Here is a 15,181-nt window from a genome sequence, read left to right on the forward strand (position 1 = left end):
CTGGCGCGTTTCCTTGCCTTCCGCGATCACGGTGCCGTAGCCGGTGTTGGTGAAGAACGCCGGGATGCCCGCGCCGCCGGCGCGCAGCTTCTCGGCCAGCGTGCCCTGCGGCGTGAATTCGAGCTCGAGTTCGCCCGACAGGTACTGGCGCTCGAATTCCTTGTTCTCGCCGACATACGACGAGATCATCTTCTTGATCTGCCGCGTTTCGAGCAACAGGCCGAGGCCGAAGCCATCCACGCCCGCGTTGTTGCTGATACAGGTGATGTTCTTGACGGCGGTGTCGCGCAGCGCGGCGATCAGCGCCTCGGGGATCCCGCACAGGCCGAAGCCGCCGACGGCATAGGTCTGCCCGTCCGCGACAATGCCCTCGAGCGCGGCAGCCGCGCTTGGGTAGATCTTGTTCATCTTTCTGTCCCTTCCTCTATGGAAACCAGTCGAACCGGTTCGCGACGCGTGTCGAACCTGCCGCGTCATTCTAGACACCCTCGGATGATCCCGCGTTGACAACGCGGCACTTCCGTCGAGTGATTTGCCGGAAAGGGTACGATGGGCAGCCGATACGGCACAATACGCAAAAATACATAAGCGTTCACCACCATGCGCGAACGCCCGACAACACCGCCCGATGCCCGAACTCGATTACCAGACTGCCTTCCACCTTGCGCCGATCGGCCTCGTGCTGTCGCGCGACCGCGTGATCGAGGATTGCAACGACGCACTCGCGGCGATGTTCCGCTGCCGCCGCACCGACCTGATCGGCCAGTCGTACCGCGTGCTCTATCCGTCGCCGGACGAATTCCAGCGAATCGGCGAGCGCATCACCCGGGTGATGAGTGCAACCGGCTGCTATGCGGACGAACGGATCATGAAGCGCGCCGACGGCGAGCTGTTCTGGTGCCATGTGACGGGCCGCGCGCTCGACCGCGCGGCGCCGCTCGCCGATGGCGTGTGGACCTTCGAGGATTTGAGCGCGACGCGGCGCGTGGCCGTGGAACTGACACCGCGCGAGCGCGAGATCGCCGCGCAACTGGCCACCGGCAAGACCAGCAAGCAGATCGGCCGCGTGCTGGACATCAGTTCGCGCACGGTCGATATCTACCGCGCGCGGCTGATGCGCAAGTACGGCACGGCGAACACGGCCGAGCTGCTGCAGCGGCTGCTCGGCCAGTAGCGGCGCGGCGCGCGATTGCGCCGTGCACGAGCCCGACGCGGCCTGCCGCTTACTCGACGCGCTGGCGCAGCGCCGCTTCGATCGTATCGCGCAGCAGTTCCGGCAATGGCGTGGATTTGCCGAGCGCGTAATCGACCCAGACGCAGCGCGCGTTCCCGCGCGCGTACAAGTGGCTCGGATCGTCTGCCCGGGCCAGCTCGAACCCGGTGTCGAAGCTGCTGCGCCCCGGCTTGGCGACGGTCATGCGTGCGATCACGTCGCCCGGATAGTGCAACTGCTTGAGGAACTCCATCGAGGCCGTGACGATCACCGGCCCCTGCCCTTCGCCGTTGCCGCCCGCAATGCCGAGCGCCTCGAACCACGAGATCCGCGCCTGCTCCATATAGCGGAAATAGACCGTGTTGTTGACATGGCCGAACGCATCCATGTCGCCCCACCGGATCGGCATCGACATCTCGAAAACGGGAACGTATTCGCTCATTTCACTTTCTTCCAGCAGACCGCCGCTTCATGCGAGCCCGAACCCGTCGTCGGCCGAGATGATCGAGCCGTTGACGAATTGCGACTCGTCGGCCGCCAGCAGCAGGAGCAGGCCGTCGAGATCCTGCGGTTTGCCGACGCGCCGGCGCGGCAGCATCGACTGCAGCTTGCGGCCCTGCTCGGTTTCCCACAGGTCGTGATTGATTTCGGTATCGATGTAGCCGGGGCAGATCGCGTTGACGTTGATGCCGTGCCGGCCCCATTCGCTGGCCATCGCGCGTGTCATGTGCACCACGGAGGCCTTGCTCATCGAATACAGGCCGATCTGCGGAAACACCCGCAGGCCGGCCACCGATGCGATATTGATGATGCGATACGGCGGTTTGCCGTGGCCGTTGCCGCGCATCATCATCCGTTTGGCCACTTCCTGCGCGACGAAAAACGCGCCGCGCGTGTTGGTGTCGAACACGAAGCCGAAATCCTCGGGCGTCACGTCGACCAGCTTCTGCATCGTCGACACACCGGAATTGTTGACCAGGATATCGATCGTGCCGGCTTCCGTTTCGGCGTGCGCCACCGCGGCGCGAATGCTCTGGTGATCGGTCACGTCGAGCGACACGACGTGCGCCGCGCCGCCGGCTGCCTCGATCTGCGCGCGCAGCTCCTTGAGGCGCTCGATACGACGGCTCGCCAGCACGACTTTCGCGCCGGCCTCCGAGAGCACCTGCGCGAAGCGTTGGCCCAGCCCGCTCGACGCGCCCGTCACCATCGCCACCTTGCCTTCCAGATTGATCGAACGACCCATCACAACTCCCTTGCTGGATAGCCCGGCATGCGGCTTGCTGCCGGGCAGGAACCTTATCATATAAATAGAACGATCGTGCTAATCTAGCCGCATTCTGTTGCGGCAACCGTTTTATTTGATCGACAATACGCTCCCAATTAAAAAGCATTCTAACGGTTAGAGGAACGCTCATGACCCCCACAAGCCTGATCGAGCAATACGGCCCCCGAGAGTCGATGGAATACGACGTCGTGATCGTCGGCGGCGGCCCGGCCGGCCTGTCGGCGGCCATCCGGCTGAAGCAGCTCGCGGCGGAAAAAGGCGGCGAAATCAACGTCTGCGTGCTCGAGAAGGGTTCGGAAATCGGCGCGCATATCCTGTCGGGCGCCGTGATGGACCCGCGCGCGATCGGCGAGCTATTCCCCGACTGGAAGGAAAAAGGCGCGCCGCTCAACGTGGAAGTGGCCGAAGACCGCTTCCTGTTCCTCAGCGAAACCGGCGCGAAGTCGGTGCCGAACTGGGCGCTGCCCGACAATTTCAAGAATCACGGCAACTACGTGATCAGCCTGGGCAACGTCACGCGCTGGCTCGGTCAGCAGGCCGAAGCGCTCGGCGTCGAGATCTTCCCGGGTTTCCCGGCCGCCGAAATCCTTTATCACGAAGATGGTTCGGTGAAGGGCGTGGCTACCGGCAACCTCGGCATCGGCAAGGACGGCGAGCCCACCGAGAACTTCCAGCTCGGCATGGAACTGCACGCCAAGTACACGCTGTTCGCCGAAGGCTGCCGCGGCAACCTGGGCCGCCAACTGATCGACAAGTTCCAGTTGAACGCGAACGCCGATCCGCAGGCCTACGGGATCGGCATCAAGGAGCTGTGGGAAATCGATCCGGCCAAGCACAAGCCGGGCCTCGTGATCCACACGGCCGGCTGGCCGCTCGCCTCGGACACCTACGGCGGCTCGTTCCTGTATCACATGGACAACAACCAGGTGGTGGTCGGCTTCGTGGTAGGCCTGGGTTACTCGAACCCGTATCTCTCCCCGTTCGAGGAATTCCAGCGCTACAAGACTCACCCGGAAATCCGCAAGTTCCTGGAAGGCGGCAAGCGCGTGTCGTACGGCGCGCGCGCCATCACCGCGGGCGGGCTGGTATCGCTGCCGAAAACGGTGTTCCCGGGCGGCGCGCTGGTCGGCGACGACGCCGGCTTCCTGAACGCCTCGCGCATCAAGGGCAGCCACGCCGCGATCAAGACCGGCATGCTGGCCGCCGACGCCGCGTTCGAGGCCGTGCAGGCCGGCCGCGAGCACGACGAGCTGACGGCCTATCCGGAAGCCTTCAAGCAGTCGTGGCTTTACACGGAGCTGTACAAGGCGCGCAACTTCAAGCAGTGGATGGCCAAGGGCCTGTATCTGGGCACGGTGATGGTCGGCATCGAGCAGAAGCTGCTGGGCGGCAACGTGCCGTGGACGCTCCATCACCAGCACGCCGACCACGAGATGCTGAAGCCGGCCTCGCAATGCACGCCGATCGTGTATCCGAAGCCGGACGGCAAGCTGACGTTCGATCGTCTCTCCTCGGTGTTCATCTCGAACACCAACCATGAAGAGAACCAACCGGCCCACCTGACGCTGAAGGACCCGAGCGTGCCGGTCAACGTGAACCTGCACACCTACGCCGGCCCGGAAGCGCGCTTCTGCCCGGCGGCCGTGTACGAGTTCCAGAAGAACGACGACGGCAGCGACCGCCTCGTGATCAACGCGCAGAACTGCGTCCACTGCAAGACCTGCGACATCAAGGATCCGACGCAGAACATCGTGTGGGTCACGCCGGAAGGCGGCGGCGGACCGAACTATCCGAACATGTAAGCGCTGCCGGCACCCCTGACGCCGGAAACGAAACGGGCCTCGCGAATCGAATCGCGAGGCCCGTTATTTTATGGAGGGACAACCGAGCAGCTTACGGCGCTTCCGGCGCGATCTTAGGCGTGGCGGTGTGAACGTCGCCGCACTGCGCACGATGACGCAGCGCGTGATCGATCAGCACCAGCGCCAGCATCGATTCGGCGATCGGCGTCGCGCGGATGCCGACGCAAGGATCGTGGCGGCCGAAGGTTTCGACGACCGATTCCTCGCCCGCCTTCGTGATCGAGCGGCGCGGCGTGCGGATGCTCGAGGTCGGCTTGATGGCGATCGATACCGTCAGGTCCTGGCCCGTCGAGATGCCGCCCAGAATGCCGCCCGCGTGATTGCCGACGAAGCCTTGCGGCGTGATCTCGTCGCCGTGCTCGGAGCCGCGCTGCGCGATGCTCGCGAAGCCGGCGCCGATCTCGACGCCCTTCACCGCGTTGATCGCCATCATCGCGTGGGCGATATCGGCATCGAGGCGATCGTAGAGCGGCTCGCCCCAGCCGACCGGCACGCCGGAGGCCACCACGTTGATGCGCGCGCCGATCGAATCGCCGTCCTTGCGCAGTGCGTCCATGTAATCCTCGAGCTGCGGGACGATCTCGGCGTTCGGCGCGAAGAACGGGTTCTCGCGCACATGCGACCAGTCGACGAACGGCACGTCGATCGCGCCCAGCGCGCTCATGTAGCCACGCACCTCGATGCCGAAGCGCTCGCGCAGCCACTTCTTGGCCACCGCGCCGGCGCCGACGATCGGCGCGGTCAGGCGCGCCGACGAACGGCCGCCGCCGCGGTAATCGCGGATGCCGTATTTCTGCCAGTAGGTGTAATCGGCGTGACCGGGGCGGAAGGTTTCGACGATGTTGCCGTAATCCTTGCTGCGCTGATCGGTGTTGCGGATCAGCAGCCCGATCGGCGTGCCGGTGGTGCGCCCCTCGAAGATGCCCGAGAGAATTTCAACCGAGTCCGGCTCCTGGCGCTGCGTGACGTGGCGCGAGGTGCCGGGCTTGCGGCGGTCGAGTTCGAGCTGGATGTCGGCTTCGGTCAGTTCCATTCCCGGCGGGCAGCCGTCGATCACGCAGCCGATCGCGGGGCCGTGCGATTCGCCGAAGGTCGTGACAGTGAAGAGCTTGCCGAGGGTATTGCCGGACATGGGAGCCGTTCCAGGAGAAAGTCGGGGAAACCGCTATTATGCCAGCCGCCCCGCCTGCCGAGGGGGCGCGGCCCCGCCGACGCCCAATTGCACCCTATTCGCGCCCTATTTCCGCAAGCCGCGCAGTTCGGTCACTACCTTCTGCAACACGTCCGGCAAGGCCGCCGAGGACTCGATCGGCTCGCCGACCGCCAGCGTCAGGCGGCTCATCGCGCCCTTCTGCACCGGCCGAGGCCAGCGCGCATCGCTGTGCCGCGAGAACCAGCTGCCCCACAGCCCGCGCAGCGCCATCGGCACCACCGGCACGTCGGCGCGGCGCAGGATTTCGGTCACGCCGTGGTGGAACGTGTTGATCTCGCCGGTACGCGTGAGCTTGCCTTCCGGGAAGATGCAGACCAGATCGCCGTCCTTGAGCGCCGCTTCGCAGGCCGCATAGGCACGCTCCAGCATCTCGGGATTCTCGTGGCGCGGCGCGATCGGAATCGCCTTGGCATGGCGAAACGCCCAGCTCGCGAGCGGCGCGCGGAAGATCCGGTAATCCATCACGAAACGGATCGGGCGCGGGCTGGCGGCGGCGATCACGAGCGCATCCACATAGCTGACGTGATTGCAGACCAGCACCGCCCCCGTGTCCTCGGGAATCCGCTCGGCATGCACCAGGCGAATGCGATAGAACGTGTGCACCAGCACCCAGGCCACGAAGCGCAGCAGGAATTCCGGCACCAGCGAATAGATGTAGACGGCCACCACCACGTTCAGCAGCCCCGTGACGAGGAACAGCCCCGGAATACCGACGCCCGCATGCGTCAGGCCCATCGCCATCAACGCCGACGCCACCATGAACAGCGAATTGAGGATGTTGTTCGCGGCGATGATGCGCGCGCGGTGGGTCGGCGCGCTGCGGCTCTGGATCAGCGCGTAGAGCGGCACGCTGTAGAAACCACCGAACATCGCGAGCAGGAACAGGTCGGCCAGCACGCGCCAGTGCGCCGGTTGCGCGAGGAATTCGCCGACGTTCAGCAGGTGCGTGTGCGCCGGCAGCACGTGGCTCGCGAAGTACAGGTCGATCGCGAACACGCTGATGCCGATCGAGCCGAGTGGCACCAGGCCGATCTCGACGCGGTTGCGCGAGAGCTTCTCGCACAGCATCGAACCCAGGCCGATCCCGATCGAGAACGTGGCCAGCAGCACGGTGACGACGTCGGGGTTGGCCGACATCACGTCCTTGGCGAACCCGAAGAACGAGGTCAGGAACGTCGCACCGACGAACCACAGCCACGAGATGCCGAGCAGGCTCAGGAACACGGTGCGGTTCTGGCCGGCCAGCTTCAGATTGCGCCAGGTTTCCGACACCGGATTCCAGTTGATCTTCAGATCCGGCTGCGGCGCGGGCGTGACCGGCACGCCCGAGGCCACCAACCGCCCGATCACGGCGATCACCACGCAACTGACGGCCAGCAGCAGCTCGCCGCGCCCGTCGATGCCGGCCGCCGCGCCGCCGATGATGGTGCCGATCAGGATCGCGACGAAGGTACCCATCTCGACCAGCCCGTTGCCGCCCACCAGTTCCTTGTCGCTCAGATGCTGCGGCAGGTAGGAATACTTGACGGGGCCGAACAGCGTGGAGTGCATGCCCATCATGAACGTACACAGATACAGCAGCGAGGCGACATGGGTGACGAAGCCGGCCGCACCCACCAGCATCAGCGCGATCTCGAAGGTCTTGACGAAGCGCGTGAGGCGCGCCTTGTCGTATTTGTCGGCGATCTGGCCGGAGGTGGCCGAGAACAGCATGAACGGCAGGATGAACACGGCCGAAATCAGGAACGCGGCCGTCTTGGGATCGACACCGTTGAATTTCGTGCTCTGGTAGGTGATCAGCGAGGTGAAGCCGATCTTGAAGACGTTGTCGTTCAGCGCGCCGAAGAACTGCGTGGCGAAGAACGGGGCGAAGCGTCGCTGGCGAAGCAGGCCGAATTGCGACGAGTGCGAATGGCGTTCGTTGCGCCGCGTGGTGGTTGTCGTATTGGAATCGCTCATGCGCTCGGGGCGCGCGGCATCGACGCCGCACGCGGTCGGTGTGTCGGATCGAAAACGGCCGGCACGCGTTCGCGTACCGGCCGTGGGAAGATGCGCGGCCCGTCCTGCGCATCCGGTGTGACGGACAGCCCGCCTTGGCAGGCTGCCTTGCTTCGGTGAGCCCGGATCAGTTCGCCGCGGGTGCTTGATGCACTTCGCCGTCCGGCTCGGGCGGCCAATCGCGGATATACGCCTTCAGCATGCGATTTTCGAAGCTCTGCGCCTCGACCACCGTTTTCGCGACGTCGTAGAACGAAATCACGCCCATCAGCACGCGCTTCTCGAGCACCGGCATGTAGCGCGCATGGCGCTCGAGCATCATCCGGCGCACTTCGTTGACGTCCGTTTCCGGCGTGCAGGTGAGCGGATCGTCCATGACCTTGCGGACCTGGACATCGCCGATCGCGCCGCCATTGGCCTTCAGGCGCAGGATGATCTCGCGGAACGTCAGGATTCCGACCAGATCGCCGTACTCCATCACGACGAGCGAACCGATATCGCGCTCCGCCATCGTATCGACTGCCTCGCGCAGCGGCATATCAGGCGTCACGGTGTACAGCGTGTTGCCCTTGACTTTCAGAATATCGCTGACGCGCATTCTTGCCCCCAAAACTGGATGGTACATAACTGGTTTTCGATCGTATCGGAAACCCCATCAAAAGGAAAGCGCGAGGCCCGCCCGGCAAGCCCCTACGGCAGGTGCCGGGGGGCGGCCCAGCCTGGCGGTTGCGGCCTGCCGCCGCGAGCCGCACAATGGCCGCCATGACGAGACGGGCATGCCGCCCGCCCGGGAGACAGCCATGACGCGCACCGCCCAAGGCGAGGATTTCGCAAATTTCGCCCAGTTCTACCCGTTCTACCTCGGCGAGCACGGCAACCGCGTGTCGCGGCGGCTGCATTTCGCCGGCAGCCTCGGCGTGATCGGCTGCCTCGCGATGGCGATCGCCACCGGCCATTGGGGCTGGCTGCCGGCGGCCATCGTGTGCGGTTACGGGTTCGCCTGGGTCGGTCACTTCTTCTTCGAAAAGAACCGCCCGGCCACGTTTCGGCATCCGGTCTACAGCCTGATGGGCGATTGGGTGATGTTCAAGGACATCTGCATCGGGCGGGTGCGGCTGTAAGGCAGCCGCGGATTCGAGACAGATTCGGGGCGTTCAGGCCGTTTCAGGCGGCGGCGCGGCGGTCTTGCCGGCACTCGGTTCGCCGCCGGGGCCATTGGTTTCGCCCGCTTCGTCGGCTTGCGTCACGTCCCGCCGGGTCAGCAGGTCGGCCAGCGTCGCGCCGAGCGGCTCGCCCGTCAGCGCCGCGATCAGGCGCGTGCCGTCGATCGCCGCGCGGCCGCGCTGGGCCTGATAGAGCAGCTCGTCGCGATCGACCACGAACGCGTCGAACAGTTGGGAAACCGTCAGTTTCTCCCGGTTGGCCAGCAGGATGTAGCGCGACGCCGCACTGTTCCCGCCCTCCAGCCGCGCGACCCACTCACGATCCTCCATCGCCGACAGCAGCCGCTGTGCCGTTTCCATGCCACAGCGCACCATTACCGCCAGCCGCGCCGCCGAATGGCCCGGTTTTCCGGCATCCTGGGCGTCGGCCAGGCGCGCCAGCAGCGCGACGGCATCGAGCAGATCGCTGCCCGGATAGTCGACCCGGTGGAACTGGCCGATGCGGATCACTGGTAGCGCCGAGGTCAGCATCGCCCCGGCCAAGGTGATCAGCCAGCTCAGATACATCCACAGCAGGAACAGCGGCACCGCCGCAAACGCGCCGTACACGGCCGTGTAGGTCGGAATCCGCCGCACGTAGTAACCGAAGCCGCGCTTGGCCAGCTCGAAGGCGATCGCCGCGCAGATCCCGCCCACCACGGCATCGCGCCAGGCCACCGTGCAATTCGGCAAAAAGACATAGAGCAGCGTGAAGGCCAGCACCGTCAGCGGCAGCGACGCGATCGTCAACAGCCATTCGAACGAGTTGACCGAATCCGGCGCGCCCGCAAAGGCCAGCGACTTGGTAAACAAATAGGACGAGATCGACAGGCTCACGCCGAACAGCAGCGGGCCGAGCGTGATGATGGCCCAGTACGCCAGCACGCGCTGCGCGAACGGCCGCGACTTGCGCACGCGCCAGATCACGTTGAACGCCGATTCCACCGTCATCATCGTCATCACGGCCGTGACCACCAGCACGATCAGGCCGGCCGTGGTCAGCCCCTTGGCCTTGGCGGAGAACTGATTCAGGTACTTGAAGATCTGGCTGTTGAACTGCGCCGGCATCAGGTGATCGGCGAGAAAGCCCTGCAGCGACGACTGGAACGACGAGAAGATCGGGAACGCCGTGAACAGCGCGAACGCCACCGTCACGAGCGGCACCAGCGCGAGGATCGTGGTGAACGTCAGGCTGCCCGCGACCTGCGGGATGCGATCTTCAGCGCCACGGCGGGCGGCGAAGCGCGCGAGACGCTTGATGGTGTCGAGATCCACACTCAACTTCGGCAACGGCTTTCTCCTTCGGACGGCCTGCTCCGCCGGCTTCGCCGCGGTCGCACCCCCTATAATAGCCGCTCACTCAAGGGACCTATGAAAGACATCCTGGTGCTCTATTACAGCCGCCACGGCGCCACGCGCGATCTTGCACTGGCGATCGCGGCCGGCGTCGATGCCGTACCCGGCATGCAGGCCCGCATCCGCACCGTGCCACCGGTTTCCACCGTCTGCGAATCCAGCGAGCCCGATATCCCGTCCGACGGCCCGCCCTACGCCGAACTGCGCGACCTCGAGGAATGCGCGGGCCTCGCGCTCGGCTCCCCCACCCGCTTCGGCAACATGGCCGCGCCGCTCAAGTATTTCCTCGACGGCACCACGCCGCAGTGGCTCGCCGGCGCGCTGGCGGGCAAGCCCGGCTGCGTGTTCACGTCGACCGGCAGCCTGCATGGCGGCCAGGAGTCCACCCTGTTGTCGATGATGCTGCCGCTTTTGCACCACGGCATGCTGATCGTCGGCATCCCGTTTACCGAGAGCGCACTGAGCACCACCGACGGCGGCGGCACGCCATACGGTGCGTCGCATCACGCACACGGCGGCCAGCCGGGCACGCGCCACGGCATCTCGGCCGACGAGAAGGCGCTGGCCGTGGCGCTCGGCACCCGTCTCGCGCGCGCCGCCGCGAAGCTCGACGCCGCCTGATGGACACCCCGCGCGCCGCGCCGCCCGCCGGCCGCCCCGCCTTCGCGCTCGCCGCGGCCGGCTGCCTGGCCGCGCTGATCGTGCTGTCGGTGGCGTGGGAAGTCTGGCTCGCACCGCTGCGCCCCGGCGGTTCGGCGCTGATGCTGAAGGCCGTGCCGCTCGCGCTGATGCTGCCGGGCGTGTGGCGGCGGCGCCTCTATACGCTGCAATGGGCGTCGATGCTGATCCTGCTGTACCTTGCCGAGGGCGTGGTGCGCGGCATGACCGATCGCGGGCTGTCGGCTCGGCTGGGTTGGGTCGAATGCGTGCTGGCGCTCGGCTTTTTCGTGGCGACGATTGCGTATGTGGCGCCGTTCAAGCGTGCCGCCAAACTGGCTGCCCGGCAGATCGGCACGGCCTCCGGCGCAGCCCGAGCCGAACCGGCCGACAATGAGGCCCATGCCGCGCGGCGCCCGCAGTCGGCGACACGCCCGCCGCGCCGCCCCTCCTGACCGAATTCGAGACACTCGCGATGACCACCTCCCCCGTCTTCCTCGATGCCTGCCGCGCTGCGATCGGCGCCGACCATGTGCTGACCGACACACCGGACACCGCGCCGTTCGTCACCGATTGGCGCAAGCGCTACCACGGCGCGACCTGCGCGGTGCTGCGTCCCGGCACCACGGAAGAAGTGGCGGCGGTCGTGAAGCTGGCCGTCGAACACCGTGTCGCGCTGGTGCCGCAAGGCGGCAACACGGGCCTTGCCGGCGGCGCCACGCCCGACGGCAGCGGCTCGCAGGCCGTGCTCAGCGTGGCGCGATTGAACCGCGTCCGCGAACTCGACGCGCACAACAACACCATCACCGTCGAAGCCGGCGTGATCCTGGCCGACGTGCAGGCACGCGCGCAGGAAGCCGGCCGCCTGTTCGCGCTGAGCCTGGCCGCCGAGGGCAGTTGCACGATCGGCGGCAACCTGTCGACCAACGCCGGCGGCACCGCCGTGCTGCGCTACGGCAACACGCGCGAGCTGTGCCTCGGCCTCGAGGTCGTCACGCCGCAGGGCGAGATCTGGAACGGCCTGCGCGGCCTGCGCAAGGACAATACCGGCTACGACCTGCGCGACCTGTTCATCGGCGCCGAGGGCACGCTCGGCATCATCACGGCCGCCGTCATGAAGCTGCATCCGCGCCCGGCGGCGCAAGTCACCGCGCTCGCCGCGCTCGAATCGCCGCATGCCGCACTCGACTTCCTGTCGCTGGCACAGCGCGCGGCCGGCCCGCTGCTGACCGGTTTCGAGCTGATGTCCGATTTCTGCATGCGGCTGGTCGGCAAGCACTATCCGCAGTTGCGCTACCCGTTCGCGACGCCGCACGCGCAAACCGTGCTGCTCGAACTGTCCGACAACGAGAGCGAGGATCACGCCCGCGCGCTGTTCGAGGCGATGATGGCCGAGGCGTTCGACGCCGGCCTCGTGGTGGACGCGGTGGTGGCCGAAAACCTCGCGCAGTCGCGCGCGTTCTGGGATCTGCGCGAACATATCTCGCTCGCGCAGTCCGACGAAGGCCTCAACGTCAAGCACGACATCGCCGTGCCGATCTCGTCGATCGCGCGCTTCATCGACGAAACCGACGCCGCCATCCAGCAGGTCGCGCCCGGCGCGCGCATGGTGACGTTCGGCCATCTCGGCGACGGCAACCTGCACTACAACGTGCAGACGCCCGAGGGCGGCGACGCCCGCGCCTTCCTCGCCGAATTCCAGGCACCGATCAACCGTGTCGTGTACGACAACGTGCACCGCCATCACGGCACCATCAGCGCCGAACACGGCATCGGGCAACTGAAGATCGACGATGCGCAGCGCTACAAGTCGCCGGTGGAAATCGGGTTGATGAAGACGCTGAAGCAGGCGTTCGATCCGCTCGGGTTGATGAATCCGGGGAAGGTGTTGCGGTAAGCCGGCCAACGCGGCCTCTCACACAGAACTTCCCCCAAGCAGGAGCTTTCATGTCGATCCGCGTGCGCGTGCTGTCCGACCTGCATCTCGAAGGCAACATGCCGGAAGCGATTCCCGGCGCCGCCGCCGATCTCGTCGTGCTGGCCGGCGACATCCACAATCACGCCGAGGGCCTGCGCTGGGCGGCCGAGAACTTCGATCCCGACGTGCCGGTGATCTATGTGCCCGGCAATCACGAGTATTACGACGGCGCGTTCGGTGCGCTCGAAGCCGCGATGCGCGACACGGCCCGCGCGCTCGACAACGTCCATTACCTGAACGGCGATGCCTACGTTTCGCCAGACGGCCGCTTTCGCGTGCTCGGCACGACGCTCTGGACCGATTTCGCGCTGTTCGGCAGCGACGAAGACACGCTCACCAATGCAATGACGGCCTGCGCCCGCACGATGTTCGATTTCAACGGTGTGATTCAAGTGGATTGGGCCGCGGCCGGCGATACGGAACGCGGCGGCAGCCCAGGCCCCGGCGAATCGCGCGCCCTAACGCCGGCCGACACGTTGGCCCTGCATCGCGGCGCGCGCGCGTGGCTCGAAGCCGAGCTGGCCAAGCCGTGGCCGGGGCAGACGATCGTGGTGACGCATCACGCACCGCATCGCGCGAGCCTGGCCGAGCGCTACGCGAACGAGATCGTCTCGGCCGGTTTCATCAGCGACCTGACACCCCTGGTGGCGCCGCCGGCTGCACTGTGGATCCACGGCCACACGCACACCTCGTTCGACTACGAGACGGCGGCCGGTACGCGCGTGGTCTGCAACCCGCGCGGCTACATTCGACGGAAAACGGGTGAACGCGAAAATCCCGCGTTCGCATGGGACAAGGTGGTGACACTGCCAAACGCCACGCACACCACACACGCCACCTCGGTGGAACGGCTGTAACGCGCCGTAAACGACAACGGGCGTGCGACAAGCACGCCCGCGTCGCGATCGAGTGCAAACGATCGCGGAAAATCGTCACGCCGGTAGCAATCGGTAACAACTGCCCGCTGCCTACCCACGAAAATGCCACGAAAAAGCCGGCGTTCATGCCGCCGGCTTACCAACCCGATTCAATACCGCGAAGCGCTCCGCGCCTGCGTGTCTTCCGGGCGCCGAACCCGCACCGGTACCAGTTGGCGCTGCTTCGCGCGCAGCAGGTCCCGTGCACCCACGATACCCATCCAGCCAGTCACGGCCGCGAGACCCAACATCACCCAGTGCGCGCTCATCGATTTTCTCCGTCAGTCAGTCCGACATCCAATGACTCAACAGTAGCAAACCCTGCGCGTTTCAAGCGTAAAAAAATGTTGCTAGACCGAAAAGAAGTGTGAGCGCCCAACGATTCGACGCATCAGGTCTCGCGCGTGAATAGCTTGAGCGCCGTCATGTCGGCCTCGAGGGTGGCCGGCAACGATTCGCGCATGAAATCGACCCAGGTGCGGATCTTCGCGTCGAGATACTGGCGCGACGGATACAACGCGTAAATGTTCATCACGTGCGAGCGGTACTCGGGCATCACACGCACGAAATCGCCGTTGCGCAGGCCGGTAATAGCGGTATAGAGCGGCAGCACGCCGATCCCCATCCCCTCGCGGATCGCCACCGACAAGGCCTCGGCCACGTTGACCCGGAACGGCGGCGACGCCACCGGCAGGCTTTTCTCGCCATCCGGCCCGACCAGCGTCCACTCGTCCCACTGGAAACCGGGCGCGACCATCCCGAGGCAGGTATGCGCGTCGAGATCCTGCGGCACCCGCGGCACGCCGTGCCGTTCGAGATAGTCGCTCGATGCGCAGGCCACGCTGAAGGTTTCGCCGAGACGCTGCGAGACCAGGCCCGAATCAGGCAGGTTGCGGTCGATCACGATCGACACGTCGAACCCTTCGTCGAGCAGGTCGGGCAAGCGCTGCGCGAGCGTCAGATCCACCTGCACCTCGGGATAGCGCTGCCGGTAGCGCGCGATCATCGGCACCGCGTAATGCTGGCCGAGGCTCGTCATGCAATGCACCTTGAGCTTGCCGGACGGGCGCGCGTGGGCGTCGCTGGCCTCGGCTTCGGCCTGATCGACATAGGCCAGGATCTGCTCGCAACGCTGCAGATAACGCTCGCCGGCCTCGGTCAGCGCGATCCGCCGCGTGGTGCGGTTCAACAGCCGCGTGCGCAGATGCGACTCCAGATCCGACACCGCGCGCGATGCATAGGCGGTGGTCGAATTGAGCTGCTGGGCGGCCGCAGTAAAACTACCCGCATCGACCACGCGGACGAACACACGCATGTTCTGAAGCGTATCCATACTGATTCCCCCTTGATTGCGGGCAGATTGTTGCACAAAGCCCTGGCAATATTATCTCGGATTTCGTAAAAATGCCTTGCGCCCTTACGGGCTTATCTACCAATAACTGAAAAAATATAATCGCTTCCCAGTCATCTATATCAGAACGGGAGAAAATCGTGCAG

The 15,181-nt window shown here is 65.7% G+C and carries 16 protein-coding genes; 7 read left to right on the forward strand and 9 right to left on the reverse strand.

Going from position 1 to position 15,181, the window contains the following annotated elements:
• The coding region (locus ACYP33_RS19425; RefSeq protein ID WP_459623392.1) for a CoA transferase subunit A at window positions 1–408 on the reverse strand (408 nt) is incomplete at its 3' end.
• A 220-nt stretch (window positions 409–628) separates the two neighbouring features.
• On the opposite strand from ACYP33_RS19425, the gene ACYP33_RS19430 reads away from it, so the two are divergent.
• Window positions 629–1,174 (forward strand): LuxR C-terminal-related transcriptional regulator, encoded by a 546-nt coding sequence (locus ACYP33_RS19430; protein ID WP_414444930.1) that lies wholly within the window; start codon window positions 629–631, stop codon window positions 1,172–1,174.
• 49 nt (window positions 1,175–1,223) lie between these two features.
• Here ACYP33_RS19430 and ACYP33_RS19435 read toward each other — a convergent pair whose 3' ends face one another.
• Together ACYP33_RS19435 and ACYP33_RS19440 are read right to left on the reverse strand one after the other, a co-directional pair.
• Window positions 1,224–1,655 (reverse strand): acyl-CoA thioesterase, encoded by a 432-nt coding sequence (locus tag ACYP33_RS19435; protein WP_414449580.1) that lies wholly within the window; start codon window positions 1,653–1,655, stop codon window positions 1,224–1,226.
• A gap of 27 nt (window positions 1,656–1,682) precedes the next feature.
• Window positions 1,683–2,459, reverse strand: coding sequence for an SDR family oxidoreductase (locus ACYP33_RS19440; RefSeq protein ID WP_414444928.1), 777 nt, complete (start codon window positions 2,457–2,459; stop codon window positions 1,683–1,685).
• A gap of 170 nt (window positions 2,460–2,629) precedes the next feature.
• On the opposite strand from ACYP33_RS19440, the gene ACYP33_RS19445 reads away from it, so the two are divergent.
• Window positions 2,630–4,303: an electron transfer flavoprotein-ubiquinone oxidoreductase gene (locus tag ACYP33_RS19445; protein WP_459623394.1), complete on the forward strand. Its 1,674-nt coding sequence runs from the start codon at window positions 2,630–2,632 to the stop codon at window positions 4,301–4,303.
• A 91-nt stretch (window positions 4,304–4,394) separates the two neighbouring features.
• Here the strand turns inward: ACYP33_RS19445 and aroC are convergent, their stop codons facing one another.
• The 3 genes from aroC to ACYP33_RS19460 all read right to left on the reverse strand — a co-directional run bounded on the left by aroC (window position 4,395) and on the right by ACYP33_RS19460 (window position 8,172).
• Window positions 4,395–5,495, reverse strand: coding sequence for a chorismate synthase (gene aroC / locus ACYP33_RS19450; protein WP_459623396.1), 1,101 nt, complete (start codon window positions 5,493–5,495; stop codon window positions 4,395–4,397).
• A 105-nt stretch (window positions 5,496–5,600) separates the two neighbouring features.
• Window positions 5,601–7,535 carry an MFS transporter gene (locus ACYP33_RS19455; protein WP_459623398.1) on the reverse strand — a complete coding sequence of 645 codons (1,935 nt, stop codon included), beginning with the start codon at window positions 7,533–7,535 and terminating at the stop codon, window positions 5,601–5,603.
• A gap of 166 nt (window positions 7,536–7,701) precedes the next feature.
• The gene (locus ACYP33_RS19460; RefSeq protein WP_414444924.1) at window positions 7,702–8,172 is read right to left on the reverse strand and encodes a CBS domain-containing protein; all 471 of its coding nucleotides are present in this window, start codon (window positions 8,170–8,172) and stop codon (window positions 7,702–7,704) included.
• 202 nt (window positions 8,173–8,374) lie between these two features.
• Here ACYP33_RS19460 and ACYP33_RS19465 point away from each other — a divergent pair, with 202 nt between their 5' ends.
• The gene (locus ACYP33_RS19465) at window positions 8,375–8,695 is read left to right on the forward strand and encodes an Mpo1-like protein (RefSeq protein ID WP_459623400.1); all 321 of its coding nucleotides are present in this window, start codon (window positions 8,375–8,377) and stop codon (window positions 8,693–8,695) included.
• 33 nt (window positions 8,696–8,728) lie between these two features.
• Here ACYP33_RS19465 and ACYP33_RS19470 read toward each other — a convergent pair whose 3' ends face one another.
• Window positions 8,729–10,066, reverse strand: coding sequence for a YihY family inner membrane protein (locus tag ACYP33_RS19470; RefSeq protein ID WP_459623402.1), 1,338 nt, complete (start codon window positions 10,064–10,066; stop codon window positions 8,729–8,731).
• Between the two features lie 81 nt (window positions 10,067–10,147).
• Here ACYP33_RS19470 and wrbA point away from each other — a divergent pair, with 81 nt between their 5' ends.
• From wrbA to ACYP33_RS19490, 4 genes are read left to right on the forward strand one after another with little or no spacing between them, the layout of a single operon-like run.
• The gene (wrbA, locus tag ACYP33_RS19475; RefSeq protein WP_459623404.1) at window positions 10,148–10,753 is read left to right on the forward strand and encodes an NAD(P)H:quinone oxidoreductase; all 606 of its coding nucleotides are present in this window, start codon (window positions 10,148–10,150) and stop codon (window positions 10,751–10,753) included.
• Window positions 10,753–11,244 carry a DUF2069 domain-containing protein gene (locus tag ACYP33_RS19480; RefSeq protein ID WP_459623406.1) on the forward strand — a complete coding sequence of 164 codons (492 nt, stop codon included), beginning with the start codon at window positions 10,753–10,755 and terminating at the stop codon, window positions 11,242–11,244. Before wrbA ends, ACYP33_RS19480 begins: the two co-directional genes overlap by 1 nt.
• A 20-nt stretch (window positions 11,245–11,264) precedes the next feature.
• Window positions 11,265–12,686 carry an FAD-binding oxidoreductase gene (locus tag ACYP33_RS19485; RefSeq protein WP_459623408.1) on the forward strand — a complete coding sequence of 474 codons (1,422 nt, stop codon included), beginning with the start codon at window positions 11,265–11,267 and terminating at the stop codon, window positions 12,684–12,686.
• Window positions 12,687–12,742: 56 nt separating this feature from the next.
• Entirely contained in the window at window positions 12,743–13,624 is an 882-nt protein-coding gene (locus ACYP33_RS19490) for a metallophosphoesterase (protein WP_459623461.1), read from the forward strand.
• A 170-nt stretch (window positions 13,625–13,794) separates the two neighbouring features.
• Here ACYP33_RS19490 and ACYP33_RS19495 read toward each other — a convergent pair whose 3' ends face one another.
• Window positions 13,795–13,953 carry a hypothetical protein gene (locus tag ACYP33_RS19495; RefSeq protein ID WP_459623410.1) on the reverse strand — a complete coding sequence of 53 codons (159 nt, stop codon included), beginning with the start codon at window positions 13,951–13,953 and terminating at the stop codon, window positions 13,795–13,797.
• Between the two features lie 122 nt (window positions 13,954–14,075).
• On the reverse strand, window positions 14,076–15,017 hold the full coding sequence (locus ACYP33_RS19500; RefSeq protein ID WP_414449590.1) for a LysR family transcriptional regulator: 942 nt from the start codon (window positions 15,015–15,017) through the stop codon (window positions 14,076–14,078).
• Window positions 15,018–15,181: the final 164 nt, after the last annotated feature.

It is taken from the genome of Burkholderia sp. 3C (assembly GCF_054589155.1).

Bases quoted from the DNA above. Each gene is read 5' to 3' on its own strand.
- ACYP33_RS19435 (WP_414449580.1), bottom strand. From the start codon at position 1,655: ATGAGCGAATACGTTCCCGTTTTCGAGATGTCGATGCCGATCCGGTGG.
- ACYP33_RS19460 (WP_414444924.1), bottom strand. From the start codon at position 8,172: ATGCGCGTCAGCGATATTCTGAAAGTCAAGGGCAACACGCTGTACACC.
- ACYP33_RS19495 (WP_459623410.1), bottom strand. From the start codon at position 13,953: ATGAGCGCGCACTGGGTGATGTTGGGTCTCGCGGCCGTGACTGGCTGG.
- wrbA (WP_459623404.1), top strand. From the start codon at position 10,148: ATGAAAGACATCCTGGTGCTCTATTACAGCCGCCACGGCGCCACGCGC.
- ACYP33_RS19465 (WP_459623400.1), top strand. From the start codon at position 8,375: ATGACGCGCACCGCCCAAGGCGAGGATTTCGCAAATTTCGCCCAGTTC.
- ACYP33_RS19440 (WP_414444928.1), bottom strand. From the start codon at position 2,459: ATGGGTCGTTCGATCAATCTGGAAGGCAAGGTGGCGATGGTGACGGGC.
- ACYP33_RS19445 (WP_459623394.1), top strand. From the start codon at position 2,630: ATGACCCCCACAAGCCTGATCGAGCAATACGGCCCCCGAGAGTCGATG.
- ACYP33_RS19455 (WP_459623398.1), bottom strand. From the start codon at position 7,535: ATGAGCGATTCCAATACGACAACCACCACGCGGCGCAACGAACGCCAT.
- ACYP33_RS19485 (WP_459623408.1), top strand. From the start codon at position 11,265: ATGACCACCTCCCCCGTCTTCCTCGATGCCTGCCGCGCTGCGATCGGC.
- ACYP33_RS19500 (WP_414449590.1), bottom strand. From the start codon at position 15,017: ATGGATACGCTTCAGAACATGCGTGTGTTCGTCCGCGTGGTCGATGCG.
- aroC (WP_459623396.1), bottom strand. From the start codon at position 5,495: ATGTCCGGCAATACCCTCGGCAAGCTCTTCACTGTCACGACCTTCGGC.
- ACYP33_RS19430 (WP_414444930.1), top strand. From the start codon at position 629: ATGCCCGAACTCGATTACCAGACTGCCTTCCACCTTGCGCCGATCGGC.
- ACYP33_RS19480 (WP_459623406.1), top strand. From the start codon at position 10,753: ATGGACACCCCGCGCGCCGCGCCGCCCGCCGGCCGCCCCGCCTTCGCG.